15 protein-coding genes are annotated in these 16,049 nt (G+C 71.8%); 10 read left to right on the top strand and 5 right to left on the bottom strand.

Going from position 1 to position 16,049, the window contains the following annotated elements; genetic code table 11:
• Positions 1 to 60: 60 nt before the first annotated feature.
• The gene (locus tag ACGF3C_RS26410) at positions 61 to 567 is read right to left on the bottom strand and encodes a winged helix-turn-helix domain-containing protein (protein ID WP_355006572.1); all 507 of its coding nucleotides are present in this window, start codon (positions 565 to 567) and stop codon (positions 61 to 63) included.
• A gap of 270 nt (positions 568 to 837) precedes the next feature.
• Between ACGF3C_RS26410 and ACGF3C_RS26405 the strand changes: the two genes are divergently transcribed.
• From ACGF3C_RS26405 to ACGF3C_RS26390, 4 genes are read left to right on the top strand one after another with little or no spacing between them, the layout of a single operon-like run.
• Complete coding sequence (locus ACGF3C_RS26405) at positions 838 to 1,815, top strand: phosphatase PAP2 family protein (protein ID WP_393226187.1); 978 nt, start codon at positions 838 to 840, stop codon at positions 1,813 to 1,815.
• Positions 1,816 to 1,831: 16 nt separating this feature from the next.
• The gene (locus tag ACGF3C_RS26400) at positions 1,832 to 2,524 is read left to right on the top strand and encodes a response regulator transcription factor (protein WP_357228537.1); all 693 of its coding nucleotides are present in this window, start codon (positions 1,832 to 1,834) and stop codon (positions 2,522 to 2,524) included.
• Positions 2,521 to 3,981: an ATP-binding protein gene (locus ACGF3C_RS26395; protein WP_393226184.1), complete on the top strand. Its 1,461-nt coding sequence runs from the start codon at positions 2,521 to 2,523 to the stop codon at positions 3,979 to 3,981. The genes ACGF3C_RS26400 and ACGF3C_RS26395 overlap by 4 nt, the downstream gene beginning before the upstream one ends.
• Positions 3,978 to 4,481 carry a hypothetical protein gene (locus ACGF3C_RS26390; protein WP_357228531.1) on the top strand — a complete coding sequence of 168 codons (504 nt, stop codon included), beginning with the start codon at positions 3,978 to 3,980 and terminating at the stop codon, positions 4,479 to 4,481. Before ACGF3C_RS26395 ends, ACGF3C_RS26390 begins: the two co-directional genes overlap by 4 nt.
• A 12-nt stretch (positions 4,482 to 4,493) precedes the next feature.
• Here the strand turns inward: ACGF3C_RS26390 and ACGF3C_RS26385 are convergent, their stop codons facing one another.
• From ACGF3C_RS26385 to ACGF3C_RS26375, 3 genes are read right to left on the bottom strand one after another with little or no spacing between them, the layout of a single operon-like run.
• The gene (locus tag ACGF3C_RS26385; protein ID WP_357228528.1) at positions 4,494 to 5,519 is read right to left on the bottom strand and encodes a D-alanine--D-alanine ligase family protein; all 1,026 of its coding nucleotides are present in this window, start codon (positions 5,517 to 5,519) and stop codon (positions 4,494 to 4,496) included.
• Entirely contained in the window at positions 5,516 to 6,658 is a 1,143-nt protein-coding gene (alr, locus tag ACGF3C_RS26380) for an alanine racemase (RefSeq protein ID WP_357228526.1), read from the bottom strand. The genes ACGF3C_RS26385 and alr overlap by 4 nt, the downstream gene beginning before the upstream one ends.
• Complete coding sequence (locus ACGF3C_RS26375; protein ID WP_357228523.1) at positions 6,655 to 7,809, bottom strand: acyltransferase; 1,155 nt, start codon at positions 7,807 to 7,809, stop codon at positions 6,655 to 6,657. Before ACGF3C_RS26375 ends, alr begins: the two co-directional genes overlap by 4 nt.
• 149 nt (positions 7,810 to 7,958) lie before the next feature.
• Here ACGF3C_RS26375 and ACGF3C_RS26370 point away from each other — a divergent pair, with 149 nt between their 5' ends.
• Entirely contained in the window at positions 7,959 to 8,831 is an 873-nt protein-coding gene (locus tag ACGF3C_RS26370; protein WP_357228520.1) for an LLM class F420-dependent oxidoreductase, read from the top strand.
• A 108-nt stretch (positions 8,832 to 8,939) separates the two neighbouring features.
• On the opposite strand, the gene ACGF3C_RS26365 is transcribed toward ACGF3C_RS26370, so the two are convergent.
• Positions 8,940 to 11,201, bottom strand: coding sequence for a catalase (locus ACGF3C_RS26365; protein ID WP_393226179.1), 2,262 nt, complete (start codon positions 11,199 to 11,201; stop codon positions 8,940 to 8,942).
• A 184-nt stretch (positions 11,202 to 11,385) separates the two neighbouring features.
• Between ACGF3C_RS26365 and ACGF3C_RS26360 the strand changes: the two genes are divergently transcribed.
• From ACGF3C_RS26360 to ACGF3C_RS26340, 5 genes are all read left to right on the top strand, one after another.
• Positions 11,386 to 12,285, top strand: coding sequence for an alpha/beta hydrolase (locus ACGF3C_RS26360; RefSeq protein ID WP_357231677.1), 900 nt, complete (start codon positions 11,386 to 11,388; stop codon positions 12,283 to 12,285).
• A 137-nt stretch (positions 12,286 to 12,422) separates the two neighbouring features.
• Positions 12,423 to 13,211 carry an ATP-binding cassette domain-containing protein gene (locus tag ACGF3C_RS26355; protein WP_355006583.1) on the top strand — a complete coding sequence of 263 codons (789 nt, stop codon included), beginning with the start codon at positions 12,423 to 12,425 and terminating at the stop codon, positions 13,209 to 13,211.
• 58 nt (positions 13,212 to 13,269) lie between these two features.
• Positions 13,270 to 13,992 carry an ABC transporter ATP-binding protein gene (locus tag ACGF3C_RS26350; protein ID WP_355006584.1) on the top strand — a complete coding sequence of 241 codons (723 nt, stop codon included), beginning with the start codon at positions 13,270 to 13,272 and terminating at the stop codon, positions 13,990 to 13,992.
• Between the two features lie 30 nt (positions 13,993 to 14,022).
• Entirely contained in the window at positions 14,023 to 14,901 is an 879-nt protein-coding gene (locus ACGF3C_RS26345; RefSeq protein ID WP_091399163.1) for a branched-chain amino acid ABC transporter permease, read from the top strand.
• Positions 14,898 to 16,010: a branched-chain amino acid ABC transporter permease gene (locus tag ACGF3C_RS26340; protein WP_393226175.1), complete on the top strand. Its 1,113-nt coding sequence runs from the start codon at positions 14,898 to 14,900 to the stop codon at positions 16,008 to 16,010. Before ACGF3C_RS26345 ends, ACGF3C_RS26340 begins: the two co-directional genes overlap by 4 nt.
• Positions 16,011 to 16,049 lie beyond the last annotated feature (39 nt).

Below are 16,049 nucleotides of genomic sequence, written 5' to 3'. Positions count from 1 at the left end.
GCCGAAGAAGTCCGGCCCGCCTGGTCCCCGACCAGGCGGGCCGGACCGCGCCCGGGGTGATCAGACGGGCGCGAGCCGGAAGCCGACGCCGCGTACCGAGTGGATCGTCGCCGCGGCGTTGAGACTGGCGAGCTTGCCGCGCACCCGGCGGACCACCGAGTGGATGTCGGAGCCCCGGCCGAGGTGCCGGTTGCCCCAGACCTCGAGGTGCAGGCGCTCGTAGGTCCAGACCTGACCGGGCGCGTGCACCAGGCAGAGCAGGACGTCGTGCTCCAGCCGGGTCAGGTCGATCTCCTGGTCGCGCCAGCGCAGCACCCGGCGGTCGGAGTCGACGGCCAGATCCGGTGGCGGTGGCTGTGGGCTCGGCGTCACCTCGGCGAGCGCCGCGGTGGTCGGGGGAGCCGGGGCGGCAGGCGCCTCGACCACCCCGAGAAAGTCTCGTGCCTGGTCGACTGTCGAGACGATCAGGAAGGCGTCACTGCCGCCGAGCAGCCGGGCCAGATGTCGCCGCTCGGCCGGCGAGGATGCGATGCCGATGACCAGGCTGGCCGCTGGAGTTCCCTGCATTTGCCAACACCTTCCGGTTCCCCAACTCACTCCGGATGGATTTTTCGCACCGCCGACCGAAACATCGATCGGCGTCCTGACCCTAGTGGTGGCTGATCTCGGCTGGGTAAAACATAGTTGCATGCAAGCATGTGAATCCCATCGAGCCGTCCAGGTCCACCCGGCCACACCGCCGACGATCCGCTTCTCCGGAAGCGGTGGGGGTGGTTGTGACAGAACCAAGACAATCCGAGGACGGGGTACGGACCTGCCGAGGCGAGCATGGTCGCCATGTCCATCGGATCGTTGTACTCCGTCGGGCGGTCGACGCCCGGTCCGGCGCGACCGCTGCCCCATGCCCGCGCCGCGGTTCCCCTGGGGCTTCGGTTGCTCGCGGCGGCGCTGTCCGGTCTGGTTGCCCTGACCCTCACCGCCGCCGCCTTCGTGCGGACGTACCCCGGGCAGTGGCTGGACGGGGTTCTCCTGCCGCGCGCCGAGCGGGGCGGAGGCTACGAGCAGCAGACCGTGCTGGTGGGCCCGGCCAAGACCGTGCTGGCCACCTTCGGCAGCCCGACCCTCATCGCGGCCCTGCTCGGTGTGGTGCTGCTGGTGGGTGTGCTCCGCCGGCGGCTGGTGGCGGGTGTCGCCGGTGTGGGCATCGTCGTCTGCGCGGTGCTGCTGGCCGGCGCGGTGAAATCGGAGCTGCCCCGCCCGGATCTGGAGGTCCTGAGCTCCACCACCCACAACAGCTTCCCCAGCGGCCATGTCGCGGCGGCGACCGCCCTGCTGCTGGCGTTCATGCTGGTTCTGCCCGGGTGGGCCCGGCGCTGGCTGGCGGCGCCGGGCGGGGCCGGGGTCTCGGTGATCGCCGCCGCCACGATGATCGCGGGCTGGCACCGGTTCAGCGACGTGCTCGGTGGCGTACTGCTGGGGGTGACCCTGTTCTGCCTGGCGTCGGCAGCGTTGGCGACCTGGTCCGGCGACCGCGACACGACAGGCGGTACGGACGGCGGCAGCCTCTGGCGCAGGCTGGCCGAGGCGGTGGTCGGGCTGGTCGTGCTGGTCTGGGCGCTGCTGGTGGTCGTGCCCGGTCTGGCCGCCTCGGTGCAGCGCGGCTTGTTGATCGCCATCGTGGCCGCTGCCGCGGCGACGATGGCGCTGGTGGGGGCGGTGGTGTTCCTGGTGCGGTCGACGGGTTTCGCGGTGCCGCTCACCCCGCGGAGCCCTCCGCAGCCACCGTCGACGACCGAAACCCGAAAGATCTCATGATGGGATACTTGCCGACATGTCCCAGGTGCTGTTGATCGAAGACCACCAGACGGTGCGCGACGGACTGCAGTTGGCGCTCACCCGACAGGGCCACACCGTGCACGCGGTGGGCACCGGTGAGCAGGGGTTGGAGCGGCTGCGCACGACCCCGTCCGACGTCGTGGTCCTCGATCTCATGCTGCCCGGGATGGACGGGTTCGAGGTCTGCCGCCGGATCCGGCAGCTCGGCGACCTGCCGATCATCATGCTCACCGCCCGCAACGACGACATGGACGTGGTCGCGGGCCTGGAGGCCGGCGCCGACGACTACGTGGTCAAGCCCGTGCAGGCCCGGGTACTGGAGGCCCGCATCCGCGCGGTGCTGCGACGGACCGGTGGCGACTCGCGGCGTGGCGGCGACCGGACCGCCCTGGAACAGCACGGTGAGTTGACCATCGACCGGGCCGCGCTGGTGGTCAGCAAGGACGGAACGCCGGTCAGCCTCGCCCCGACGGAGCTGCGGCTGCTGCTCGAACTCTCGCACACGCCGGGCCAGGTGCTCAGCCGCCAGCAGCTGCTGGAGGCCGTCTGGGAGCACGGGTATCTCGGCGACTCGCGACTCGTGGACGCGTGCGTCCAGCGGGTACGCGCCAAGATCGAGGCCGACTCGTCGGCGCCGGTCTTCATCCAGACGGTGCGTGGTTTCGGATACCGGTTCGGGCCGCTGTGACGCTGTGGCGCCGGGCCGGCGCGTGGGTCTCGGGTCTACGGGTCCGGCTCCTCCTGGCGTTCGCGCTGCTGGGCGTGACCACGACGGTGGCGGTGGCCGGTGGCAGCTACTTCCAGGCTCGGACCGTCGTCCTGCAGCAGGCGCAGGACGCCGCAGTGATGTCGCTGACCGATCAGCTCACCAAGGTCTACCCGATCGTTCAGCTGCCGCCGACCCAGGACGACCTCGAACTGTTGGCCCAGCGCCTCAGCGACCGGGAGAGCTTCGCGGTGGTCGTCTACCGGGACATGCGGGCGCAGGGCGGCTCCGACCTCGCCGACCCGCTCACCCCCGAGCTGCGGCAGAAGGTCCGTGACGGTCGCATCGCCTGGCAGCGGGTCTCACTCGACGGAGAACCCGCACTGCTCATCGGTACCCAGTTGGCACTCGACCGCCCGGACGGCACGTCCCGCCCGTCCGGGCTGGAGGTCTACTCGGTGCGCAATCTCGTGCCCGAGCAGCAGAGCATCGACCGGCTCGCCAACAGGGCCTGGCTGACCGGCGGGTTGTCAGTGGTCCTCGCCGTCCTGCTGGCCCTGCTGTCCGCCCGCGGAGTCCTGCGACCCGTCCGCGACCTCAGCCGAGCGGCGCGCCGCCTCGGTGAGGGCGACCTGAGCACCCGGTTGACGGTCCGGGGCGCCGACGAACTGGCGGATGTGGCACGGACCTTCAACGACACAGCCGGCACGCTGGAGCGGCAGGTCGGCGAGCTGCGGCGGTTGGAATCCGACGCCCGCCGCTTCGTGGCCGACGTCTCGCACGAACTCCGGACGCCGCTGGCCGCGATGACGGCGGTCACCGACGTGCTCGACGAGGAGGCCGAACACCTTCCCGGGGACGCGGGCCGGGCCGCCCGGCTGGTCAGCCAGGAGACGCAGAACCTCACCCAACTGGTCAACGACCTCATCGAGATCAGCAGGTTCGACTCCGGCACCGCGCGGCTCGCCCTGGACGACGTGGACGTGGCCGCGGCGGTCACCGCGACCCTGCGGATCCGCGGCTGGCTGGACCGGGTACGAACGGATCTGCCACCCGGCATCGTGGCCCGACTCGACCCCCGCCGACTGGACGTCATCGTCGCCAACCTGGTCGGCAACGCCTTCCGGCACGGTGCCGAGCCGGTGTCGGTGCGACTCGGCGCCGACCCGGACTGGGTCACCATCGAGGTGGCCGACCGGGGGCCCGGACTGGACCCGGAGGTGCTGCCACACGTCTTCGACCGCCTCTACAAGGCCGACACCGCGCGAACCCGCTCCGAGGGCAGCGGCCTCGGTCTCGCCATCTCCTGGGAGAACGCGCGCCTGCACCGCCACGGGGAGCGACGGGGGAGTCTCGTCGCGGGCAACGGCACCCACGGCGGCGCGGTGTTCACCCTCCGCCTGCCCCGCGAAACGGCCGACACCGGAGGTGCCCGGTGACCGGCCGACGGACGGGCCGCGCGATGCTCGTCGGCGGCCTGCTTCTGACGCTGGTCGCGGCGGGCTGCGGGGTACGACCCAGCACTGTCATCACCGGTCGCCCGCCGGTCAGCGGCTCCGCCCAGGGTGCCTGGCTCTACCTGCTCGCGCGGGGCGAACTGGTGCTGGTCCTCCGCCCGGTCAACACGGCCCCGCCGCCCGCCGCCGCGCTCTCGCTGCTCGCGGCCGGTCCCCAGGCGGACGAACGTGCCCAGGGTTTCACCAGCGACGTTCCGGCGGGCCTGGACCCGGTCACGGTGACGGCGGGAACCGGTCGGACCGGTGGCCTCACGGTCCGGGCGGACATCGCCGCGCGGGCGTTGTCGGAGCAGGCGGTCGACCAGATCATCTGCACGACGGTCGCTGCCGCGGCGCAGGTCAGCGCGGCGACCACCGCCACCACCGTCACCATCGTCGGGTCGGACGGCGACCGAGGGCCTCGGGCGTGCTCGATCAGGTGACCGAACGCCGACTCACACCAGGTGGTCGACCGCGCGTTGCGGCCGGGGCAACCCGCTGTGGTGGCCGTGGTCCTGGTCGGCCAGCGCGCCGGCGATCAGGATGTCGATCAGGGCGGCGAAGCCGATGCCGGCCTGCTGCCAGATCTGCGGGAACTGGGACGCGGCGGTGAAACCGGGGAACGTGTTGACCTCGTTCACGATGGGCTCGGGTGACCCCTCGGTGGGCAGGAAGAAGTCGACCCGCAGCAGCCCACGGCAGTCGAGGGCCTGGAAGGCGCGAATCGCCCGGTCCTGAAGCACCTCGGTGGTCGCCGCGTCGAGCGGGGCGGGAATCTGGAAGGTCGCCCCGCCGTCGTACTTCGCGTCGTAGTCGAAGAAGCCGGCGCCGGTCACCCGGATCTCCAGCGGCGGACCGGCCTGCACCCGGCCGTCCGGGTGCTGGAGGACGGCCACGTCGATCTCGCGTCCCCGCGCCCCCTGCTCGACGAGCACCTTCGGGTCGACCTGGCGGGCCTGCTCCAGCGCGGCGGGAACTCCCGCCCAGTCGTCCACCCTGACGACGCCCAGGCTCGACCCGGCACGGGCCGGCTTGACAAAGACCGGCAGCTCCAGCCGACGCTGGTCCTCGGCCGACAGGGCCTCACCGGGACGCAGGGTCACCCCCGGGCTGACCCGCAGACCCTCCGCCGCGAGGAGCCGCTTGGTGACCCCCTTGTCCATGCCAGCGGCGCTGGCGAAGACGCCGTTGCCGACGTACGGCACGCCGAGCCACTCCAGCAGCGACGACACGATGCCGTCCTCGCCGTACGGGCCGTGCAGGGCCGGGAACACCACGTCCTGGGCGCGCAGGACACGCAACGCCGCGGGCAGGGGCGTCGGTCGACCGCCGACGTGCCACCCGCCGTCGCGGTCGATGAGCACCTCGGTGACCTGGTACCGCTCACGGTCCAGGTGGGCGAGGATGCTCGCCGCCGAACGGCAGGACACGTCGTGCTCGCCGCTCTGCCCGCCGTACAGCACTGCCAGTCGGGTTGTCATGAGTTCCGTGCCCTTCCATGGAGGTGCTCGCGGGCCACCCGGGCCCCGATGCCGGTCAAGATCTCGTGTGGGTTCGTGTCCGCCCAGCGGGCCCACTCGACGACCGTCGGAGGGTGCTGGTCGCCCTCGGCCGGGCCGAACACCACGACCGGGTCGCCGATCATCACGGGAAGATCCCCGGCGTCGACAACGCACTGGTCCATGGCGATGCGCCCGACGATCGGGCACCGCCGGCCGGCGAGCCACACCGAGGCGCTGCCACCCGCGGCCCGGGGCAGCCCGTCGGCGTAGCCGAGCGGCAGCAGCGCCAGCGTGGTCGGTGTGCCGGTCACATGGTCGGGCCCGTAGGAGACGCCCGTGCCGGCCGGCACCCGCTTGACGTTGACCACGCTCGTCCGCAGAGTCATCGCGGGGTGCAGCCCGAACTCACCCGGACCGCTCACGCCGAACGGGTCCACGCCGTAGAGGGCGATCCCGATCCGGCAGAGGTCGAACCGGGTCCGCGGTGCGGAGAGCGCGGCGGCCGAATTGGCCAGGTGGACGAGATCAGGGTCCAGGCCAGCCGACCGTGCGGTCCGCAGCGCCTCCTCGAAGATCGCCACCTGACGGGTGAGCGCCGGGGCGCCCGGCAGATCGGCGTCGGCGAGATGGGACCACACCCCGCGCACCCGGATCCCGCCCTCTCGTTCGTACTTGCGGGCCCAACCGACCAACTCGGGCCAGTCGTCCCCGGCGGCCCCGTTGCGGGACAACCCGGTGTCCGCCTTGAGCTGCACCATCGCCGGTGCGCCGAGCAGGCGGGCCGCGTCGGCGACGGCGTGCAGGTGCGTCGTCGTGGACACGCCGACGTCGACGCCGCTCTTGATCAAGATACCGAAGTCGTCATCCGGACCGTGCAGCCAGCTCAACGTGGGCGCTGTCACACCCGCCTCGCGCAGGGTCAGCGCCTCGGCCGTCGAGGTCACTCCCAGCCAGGAGGCGCCGGCGCGCAGTGCGGCCCGGGCCACCTGCACCGCCCCGTGGCCGAACCCGTCGGCCTTCACCACTGCCATCAGTCCGGTGCCGGCGACCGACGCGATCGTCCGCACGTTGCTGGCGATCGCGTCCAGGTCGACCAGAGCTTCGGCGAGGGCGCTCATCCGGCCGTCTCCACCGTGCGCCTGCCGGGCAGCGCGAACAGCCAGCCCGCGCGGACCGCCAGCAGCCGGCGGTGAACGGCCAGGCTCAGACCGATCACCAACCCGCTCAGCAGAATCGGATAACCGAGCACGATCAAGCCCTGAGCGGACCCACCCAGCCCGGAAACCGGTACGAGCAACAGCCGGTGCAGCAGGGCCAGGACCGGCATGTGAATGACGTAGATCGGCAGGGTGATGCGGCCGAGCCTAGCCAGCGGTTCGCTGAGCGCCGACCACCGCGACAGCCGGGCAGCGGCGGTTATGCCGAAGATCACTGCCACCACCGAGACCGCCGGCCATACTCCGAACCACTGCTGGGCGCCGGTCACCGCCATCGCGGCAAGCGCCAGGACGTAGCCACCCGAGGTCAGCAACAGCCGGCGGCGGCTGGCGGTGGCGGCCCACTGCTGGATCTGCGGCCGCAGGTACAGGCCGGCGAGGAAGAAGACCAGGTTCTGGTAGAGGCCGGCGCGGTTACCCGGGGTGTCGAGCAGGCCGGCGGCAGCGACGGCGGACAACGCGGCGGCGGGCACCAGGACCAGCGCCCGGGGCACCCGGCTGGTCGCCTTGGCGATCGTGAAGTACAGCGCCAGGGCGTACAGGTACCAGAGGTTGGACGGCGTGACGGTGAGCTGCTCCAGCAGGCCGAGCGCCGAAGTGGCGCGGTCGGTCGGCAGTTCCGGCGCGGCGGCGAGGACCACGGTGTGGATCAGCAGCCAGACGGCGTAGAGGTAGAGGAACCCGACGATCCGGCTGCGGGCGACGACCCGCCACGGCCGCTGGACGGCGTTCGCCGCGAAGACGCCCGAGATGGTGAAGAACAGCGGCATCCGCAGTGGCAGGAACTGCTCACCCAGCGTTCCCCAGAAGCCCGGCACCGGTACGCCGACGTGCCAGTCGACCTGGAGGTAGTCCTTCACGACGACGTGCCACAGGACGACGAGGACGATGCAGACGCCCTTCGCGGCGTCCGCCCACTGCGCCCGGTGTGATCCGGCGGCGGCGGGTGCGGAGGCACTGGCGGGTCCGGTCCGTTGGCGGTGGCGAGACCGGACGCGCGTCGCGTCGGGCTCCAGTTCGGCGGGCCGGGACCTGGTGGGCTGTGGGATCACGCACCGAAAGCTGCCAGCCGGATATCCGCACGTGATCCACGAATTGTCATGATCCGGTAATGGACGGCGCAGGACCCGATCCGTGGGCGGTTCCGAGCCGCCCCCGGCGGACGTCGGACGGCACTAGGCTCGTTGCGGAGGTGCCGACCATGAAGCTCGGACTGCACTACTGGAACTACTCGATCCCGGCCGACCCGGCGGCGATCGCGCCGACCCTGGCGCAGGCGGCGACAGTCGCGGAGCAGGCCGGGGTCGCGTCGTTCACGGTGATGGACCACTTCTTCCAGATGGACGCGGTGTTCGCGGCCGAGGAGCCGATGCTGGAGGCGTACACCACTCTTGGCTACGTCGCGGCCATGACCCAGCGGATGACACTGGGCGTACTGGTCACCGGCGTGATGTACCGCTACCCGGGGTTGCTCGCCAAGACCGTGACGACCCTCGACGTGCTCTCCGGCGGTCGGGCCCGCCTCGGCATCGGCGCCTCCTGGTACGAGCGGGAGCAGCTCGGACTGGGTGTGCCGGTCGTCCCGGTGGCCGAGCGGTTCGAGCGGTTGGAGGAGACGTTGCGCGTCTGTCTTCAGATGTGGAGTGCCGACGACGGCCCGTTCAACGGGCAGCACTACCAGCTCGCCGAGACCATCAACTCGCCACAGCCGTTGAGCCGTCCGCGTCCGCCCATCATGATCGGTGGTGGCGGCGAGAAGAAGACCCTGCTGCTGGTGGCCCGGTACGCCGACGCCTGCAACCTGTTCGGCCGCGGCGGCATCGACGACATCGCCCGCAAGCTGGACGTGTTGCGCGGGCACTGCGCCGCCGAGGGCCGCGACTACGACACCATCGAGAAGACGGTGGTCGCCTCCCAGGCGCCGCTGGACGACACCGACGCGTTCCTCGCCGAGGTGTCCGCGTACGCGGCGCTCGGGGTGAGCGAGGTGCAGGTGACGCCGGATCGGGACCCGGTCGAGTTCGCCCGGCGGCTCGGCGACGAGGTGCTGCCCCGGTTGGCCGACATCGGCTGATTCGCCTCGCCGATGCCGGCGGGGACGAACCGGACCCCATGCGATGGTTGGACTCGCCGAGGGCCGTCCTCCCGGTGGTACGGAGGACGGCCCTCGTCGGTGGTGGGGTCAGGCGACCGCTGCGGGGAACCGCTCCCAGACCCGGTGCGCGGCCATCAACTGCTGCACCGCGGTCAGCGCCTCGGCACCCGAGCCTGCCGCCACGACGCCCGGGGTGCCGGCGACGCCGGCCTGCTCCAGCACTGTGACGCCGGCACCCCAGGCGCCGATCGCCTTGGCGTGCCGCCAGCACTCCTCGACGAGCAGCAGCACGCGGGGGTCCACGGTCGCCGGGCCCGGCGTGCCCGCCTTGGCGTCGCGGGCGGGCAGGGCATCCGGTGCGGGTGTCGGCGCTCCGGCCAGCAGGACCGCGTCGAACTCGACCGACCGGCCGGTGGCGAAGGTGCGCTGCACCGGCAGGTCGCCCACCATGCCGCCGTGCGGGGCGATCAGCAGCGGCACCATGCCGGCGTCGAACACGGCCCGGCGGACCTCGTCGACGCCGTCCAGGTCACCGGCGGGGTCGACGACGATTCCGACGGTCCGGCCGTCACTCGGCCACTCCCGACCGACCTGCGACAGCGCCGGGCTGGGCGTGACGTCGGGGAGGGCGACGGTCGGCTGGGGTGCGGGCAGGCCCAGGCCGGTGGCGACCTGCTCGCACAGCACCGGGTCGATGTTGGCGAGGCTCTGCAGCTGGCGCTCCTTGATCGCCTGGTGGTAGCACTTGCCCAGCTCGAAGGTGTACGCCCGGATGATGTGTTCCCTCTCGACCGGCGACATGCTCAGCCAGAACAGGCGGACCTGGCTGTAGTGGTCGTCGAACGAGGCCGGGTTCGCGCGTACCTTCGGTGCCTGCGCGACAGTGACCGGCACGTCGACGAAGGCGTGCTCGGCGTCCCCGGCGGGGAACGGGTTGCCGCCGTCGAGCGAGTTCGGCCGGTACGGTGCGACGCCGCCGTGCACGGCGTGCTGGTGGAAGCCGTCGCGCAGCATGTCGTTCACGGCGGCGTGCGGGCGGTTGATCGGAATCTGCGTGAAGTTCGGCCCGCCCAGCCGGGTGAGCTGCGTGTCGAGGTACGAGAAGAGCCGGCCCTGCAACAGCGGGTCGTTGGTGACGTCGATGCCCGGGGGCAGGTGACCGAGGTGGAAGGCGACCTGTTCGGTCTCGGCGAAAAAGTTCGTCGGCGTCCGGTTGAGCACCAGCCGCCCGATGGGCTGCACCTCGGCCAGTTCCTCTGGCACGATCTTCGTCGGGTCGAGCAGGTCGATGTCGGCGAAGGTCTCCTCGGGAGTGTCCGGGAAGACCTGGATGCCCAGCTCCCACTCGGGATACGCGCCGGCCTCGATGGCGTCGTAGAGGTCGCGTCGGTGGAAGTCCGGGTCGATGCCGCCGAGCAGCTGGGCCTCCTCCCAGGTCAGCGAGTGCACGCCCAGCTTCGGCTTCCAGTGGAACTTGGCCAGCACCGTCTCCCCGGCCTCGTTGACGAGGCGGAAGGTGTGCACGCCGAAGCCCTCCATCGTCCGGTACGAACGCGGAATGCCCCGGTCGGACATGTTCCAGATGGTGTGGTGCTGCGCCTCGGTGTGCAGCGACACGAAGTCCCAGAAGGTGTCGTGGGCGCTCTGCGCCTGCGGGATCTCCCGGTCGGGGTGCGGCTTGCCGGCGTGGATGATGTCCGGGAACTTGATCGCGTCCTGGATGAAGAAGACCGGCATGTTGTTGCCGACCAGGTCGAAGGTGCCCTCGTCGGTGTAGAACTTCGTGGCGAAGCCACGGGTGTCGCGGACCGTGTCGGCCGAACCCCGCGAACCGAGCACAGTGGAGAACCTGACGAAGACGCCGGTCTCCCGGCCCTTCTTGAGGAAGCCGGCACGGGTGACCGCCTCAGCGGTGCCGTACGCGGTGAACACCCCGTGCGCGCCGGCGCCGCGGGCGTGCACCACACGCTCCGGAATGCGCTCGTGGTCGAAGTGCGTGATCTTCTCGCGTAGGTGGTGGTCCTGGAGGAGCACCGGGCCGCGGGGGCCGGCCTTGAGCGAGTGGTCGGTGTCGCGCAGCCGCGCCCCGTTCGCGGTCGTGAGGTAGGCCCCCTGCTGACCGTTCGCGGTCGTCGGCGCGCCGGTTTCCGCGCCGGTCGGCGTGCGCGTCTGCGGTGCCCCCTGTTCTGGCTTCGGCGGCAGCGGGTCGTGCGGCGTCGTCGGCTCCTCGACGATCGGTGGCGCGCTCCCCGGCGCACCGGGGACATCCGGGCTGAGGGCGTCGGCGATCTTTCCTGAGGCGGTCTTCACGGCGTTCTTGACCGCCTCGGCGGGCTTGCTGGAATCCACTGAATGAACCTCTCCATGGCACGTGGGCGGGCCGGCGCCTGCCCTGCTACCCCTGGTCAGAGGGTCGAAACACGACTGATCTCGGCATTTCACGTCGGGACTGGTGATTTCGCCGATGCCGGGATCGGCGGAGCAGCCAAAACTGACACACGTCGATATCCCTCGACTCTAGGGAGTGCCCGACGTGTCCTCACCAACCACCACCCGTCCCCGTTCCATCACAGCCCGTGCCACCCGGCTCGCGTTGGCCGCCGTCCTGGCCGCCGGCGGTGCCCTGGCCGGGTCGTCCAGCGCCGCCCAGGCCGCCGGCCCGTACGAGCGCGGCCCCGCCCCGACCACCTCGATCCTGGAGGCCAGTCGCGGACCGTTCGCCACGGCGTCGCAGAGCGTGTCCTCGCTGAGCGTCACCGGCTTCGGCGGCGGCGTCATCTACTACCCGACCAGCACCAGCGAGGGCACCTTCGGCGCCATCGCCATCTCGCCCGGCTACACAGCGGCCTGGTCCAGCATCAGCTGGCTCGGACCGCGTATCGCCTCGCACGGCTTCGTCGTGATCGGCATCGAGACGAACACCCGGCTGGACCAGCCGGACAGTCGGGGCCGTCAGCTGCTCGCCGCGCTGGACTACCTGACCCAGCGCAGCTCGGTGCGCACCCGGATCGACAGCAGTCGACTCGCGGTGGCCGGTCACTCGATGGGTGGCGGGGGCAGCCTGGAGGCGGCCTCGTCGCGGCCGTCGTTGCAGGCGGCGGTGCCGCTGGCACCGTGGAACACGGACAAGAGCTGGTCCGAGCTGCGGGTGCCCACGCTGATCATCGGCGGCGAGAGCGACAGCGTCGCGCCGGTCGCGACGCACTCGGTGCCGTTCTACAACAGCATCCCGTCCTCCGCCGAGAAGGCGTACCTGGAGCTGAACGGGGCGAGCCACTTCTTCCCGCAGACCACGAACACGCCGACCGCGCGGCAGATGGTGGCCTGGTTGAAGCGGTTCGTCGACGACGACACCCGCTACGAGCAGTTCCTCTGCCCCGGCCCGAGCGGCTCGCAGATCCAGGAGTACCGCAACACCTGTCCCAGCGCCTGACGGCGGTCACGGGGCGGTCGCCGCTGGCGGCCGCCCCGTCCACGTGCGTGAAGGGGGCATTGAAGGTCTTGACGCCTAACCCGAGAAACGTACACTGCGAGTGTAAATAAACACCCGCCACGACAGAGGGATGGGTGATGGAGCGCGGCCTCGAACTGCACCACATCGGCGTCCGTTTCGGCGGCCTCACCGCCCTCGACGACGTGTCCCTGCGGGTGCCACCCAACCGGGTGGTGGGCGTCATCGGGCCCAACGGCGCCGGCAAGACCACGCTGTTCAACGTCATCTGTGGCTTCGTCGCACCGGAGACGGGCTCACTCACCCTCGACGGCCGGCCGCTGCGGCCACGGCCGCACCGGCTGACCCGGCTCGGCATCGCCCGGACCCTCCAGGGCACCGGGCTGTTCGCCGGGCTGAGCGTGCTGGAGAACGTGATGACCGGCGCTTCGCACACCGCCCGTGCCGGCTTCGTCCCGGCACTGCTGGGGCTGCCGGCCAGCGACCGCGACGAACGCCGGCTGCGCGCGGACGCCCTGGCCATCCTCGACGAGCTGGGCATCGCCGAGCACGCCGGGGCCGCGCCGACCACCCTGCCCTTCGCCGTACGCCAGCGGGTCGCCCTGGCCCGCGCGCTCGCCGCCCGCCCCCGGCTGCTCCTGCTCGACGAGCCGGCCGGTGGCCTCGGGGCGGACGACATCGCCGAGCTGGGGGAGCTGGTCCGCCAGCTGCCCCGGCGGGACACCGATCCCTGCGCCGTGCTCCTGGTCGAGCACCACATGGACCTGGTGATGGCCGTCTGCGACGAGCTCGTGGTGCTCGACTTCGGCCGGGTCATCGCCGCCGGCACCCCGGACGAGATCCGCGACGACCCCGCGGTCACCGACGCGTACCTCGGTGCCACCGTCGAGGAAGAGGTGTCACCGTGAGCGTGAGGAGTGAGCCGGGTTTGCGAGCCCCGCAGTCGCGAACGAAGGGCGGTGCGGTGTGAGCGGCACCGATCTGCTCGTCGTGCGGGGGCTGGTCGCCGGTTACGGCGCCGCGCCCGTGTTGCGGGCCATCGACCTCACCGTCCCGGCCGGCACCATCGCCGCTGTCGTCGGCGCCAACGGTGCCGGCAAGACCACTCTCCTGCGGGCGCTCTCCGGCATGATCCGCCCGGCCGCCGGCCAGGTCCTGCTGGCCGGCGAGGACCTTCGCGGTACGCCGGTGGAGCAGCTCGTCCGACGCGGCATGGCGCACGTCCCGGAGGGTCGGGGCGTGATCAGCGAGCTGACCGTCGACGAGAACCTGCGGCTGGGCGGGCTGTGGCGGCGCGACCGGGCCGACGCCGGGCGGGCCCTCGACGAGGTCTACCAGCTCTTCGAGCCGCTCGCCCGACGCCGCCGGCACCTCGGTCACCAGCTCTCCGGCGGCGAGCGGCAGATGCTGGCGCTCGGTCGGGCCCTGGTCGGCCGACCCCGCCTGCTGCTGCTGGACGAGCCGTCGCTCGGCCTGGCGCCCCGGGTCGTCGCCCGGACCATGGCCCTGCTCCGCCAACTGCGCGACCGCACCGGCCTGACCGTCCTGCTGGTCGAGCAGAACGTGCGCAGCGCGCTCGCCGTCGCCGACCAGGGCGTCGTGATGTCCCTCGGTCGGGTGGTGATCGCCGCCCCGGCGGCGCGGCTACGCGACGACGTCGACCTGCGCCACGCCTACCTCGGTTTCTGACCACCATCTCGTCCCCCGGAGGGAGGACTGTTGGACCGCTTCGTCTTCCTCACCGTCGACGGCCTGTCCCGCGGCGCGGTGTACGCCGCGTTCGCGCTGGCCCTGGTGCTCATCTGGCGGGCGGCGCGGGTCGTCAACTTCGCCCAGGGGGCGATGGCCGTCGCCGCCGCGTACGTCGCCTACACGGTCAGCACCGCTACCGGTTCCTACTGGCTGGGCTTCGTGGTCGCGATCGTCGCCGGCCTGCTGCTCGGCGCGCTGGTGGACCGGGTGGTGATGCGGCACGTCGATCACGCCTCACCGCTCAACCCGGTGATCGTCGCGCTCGGGCTGGTGCTGCTGATCCAGGCCGTGCTGGGAATGGTGTACGGCAGCGAGTTCCGCCCCGCCGAGGCCCCGTTCAGCCGGTCCGCCCTCACCGTGGGCGGCGTCGCCGTGCTGTCCCCGTACGACCTGTTCGTCTTCGCCACGATCGGCGTGGTGGTCAGTGGTCTGGCCTGGATGTTCGCGCGTACCCCGGTGGGGTTGCGGATGCGCGCGGCGGCCTTCGCTCCGGAGGTCTCCCGGCTGCTCGGGGTCAACGTCGGTGGGATGCTGACCCTCGGTTGGGCGCTCGCCTCCGGGGTGGGCGCGCTGGCCGCCATGCTGGTCCTGCCGACCGAGCTGGGCCTGCACCCGCACGCGATGGACCTGGTGTTCGTCTCGGCGTTCACCGCGGCGGTGGTCGGCGGGCTGGACAGTCCACCGGGGGCGGTGGTCGGTGGGCTGGTGGTGGGGTTGCTGCTCTCCTACGTGAGCGGCTACGCCGGCAGTGACCTCACTCCGCTCGCGGTGCTGGTCCTGCTGCTGGCGGTGCTGCTGGTCCGGCCCGGTGGGCTGTTCGCCCCGGTCGCGGCGAGGCGGGTGTGAGCGCCACGAAGGCGGCCGTGCCGCCGAGAGAGCAGCTCGACGACCCGGGCGGTCGGCCGGTCGACCAGCGACGCGGCTCCACCCTGCTGCGCCACCTCGCGGTGGTGCTGGCCGCCGGGTTGCTACTGGTGGCGGTCAGCTACTCCGTCGAGCCGTTCCGCAACTTCCAGCTCGCCACAGTGGCCGCCTACCTGTGCGCGACCGCCGGGCTGACCGTCCTCACCGGGCTCAACGGTCAACTGTCGCTCGGGCACGGCGCGCTGATGGCCACCGGGGCGTACACGGTGGCGCTGTGCCAGACCGCGTTCGCCGACCGGGGAATGACCGGCGGCTGGCTGTTGCCACTGTCGTTGGCAGCGGCGATCGTCAGCACGGTCGCGGTCGGCGCGGTGGTCGGTGTGGCAGCGGCCCGGCTGCGCGGCCCCTATCTGGCCGGGGTCACCCTCGCGGTGGCCGTGGTGGTGCCGGCGCTGGCGGTCACCTTCGACGGCGTGTTCAACGGCGAGCAGGGGCTGTCGGTGCCGGTGGAACCGCCGCCGCTGTCGCTCGGCCCGTACTTCCCCTACGAGCGGTGGCAGCTCTGGGTCACCGGCGCGGCCACCCTGCTCGCGTTGCTGCTGCTGGCGAACCTGATCCGCAGCCGGTACGGGCGGACCTTCCGGGCGGTCCGCGACGACGAGGTGGCGGCCCGCCTCGCCGGCATCCACGTGGCCCGCACCCAGGTTCTCGCCTTCGTGGTCAGCGCCGCCACCGCCGGGCTCGGCGGCGCGCTGCTGGCGGTGCTCGCGCAGAGCGTCTCACCCGGCGCGTTCTCGCTGACCCTGTCGCTGTTCCTGCTGATGGCCGTGGTGATCGGTGGCCTGGGTCGACTGACCGGCGCGCTCTGGGGGGCGGTCCTGCTGGTCGCCCTGCCCGATCTCACCCACTCGCTGACCGGGATGCTCACGCTCTCGCCCGCGGTGGCGCAGCGGATGGAGGGCAATCTCCCCCTGGCGATCTTCGGACTCACCCTGATCGTCGTCATGATCGCCGCCCCCGGCGGTGTGCAGGGTCTGCTGTCGCGTCTCGGCCGGGCGTTGCTGGCCAGGCGGCCGACCCGGCGTTCCTGAGCTGTCCTCGGTCCGGCCTCGGCCGGGCGCCCCACCACC

This window comes from Micromonospora sp. NPDC047762 (assembly GCF_043204655.1).
GTDB lineage: Bacteria > Actinomycetota > Actinomycetes > Mycobacteriales > Micromonosporaceae > Micromonospora.
Note: the sequence above shows the minus strand (reverse complement) of the source record. Positions and strands in the feature narration are given on the sequence as shown.

Coding starts and splice junctions, on each gene's coding strand:
- ACGF3C_RS26370 (WP_357228520.1), top strand. CDS start 7,959: ATGAAGCTCGGACTGCACTACTGGAACTACTCGATCCCGGCCGACCCG.
- alr (WP_357228526.1), bottom strand. CDS start 6,658: ATGAGCGCCCTCGCCGAAGCTCTGGTCGACCTGGACGCGATCGCCAGC.
- ACGF3C_RS26385 (WP_357228528.1), bottom strand. CDS start 5,519: ATGACAACCCGACTGGCAGTGCTGTACGGCGGGCAGAGCGGCGAGCAC.
- ACGF3C_RS26405 (WP_393226187.1), top strand. CDS start 838: ATGTCCATCGGATCGTTGTACTCCGTCGGGCGGTCGACGCCCGGTCCG.
- ACGF3C_RS26410 (WP_355006572.1), bottom strand. CDS start 567: ATGCAGGGAACTCCAGCGGCCAGCCTGGTCATCGGCATCGCATCCTCG.
- ACGF3C_RS26400 (WP_357228537.1), top strand. CDS start 1,832: ATGTCCCAGGTGCTGTTGATCGAAGACCACCAGACGGTGCGCGACGGA.
- ACGF3C_RS26355 (WP_355006583.1), top strand. CDS start 12,423: ATGGAGCGCGGCCTCGAACTGCACCACATCGGCGTCCGTTTCGGCGGC.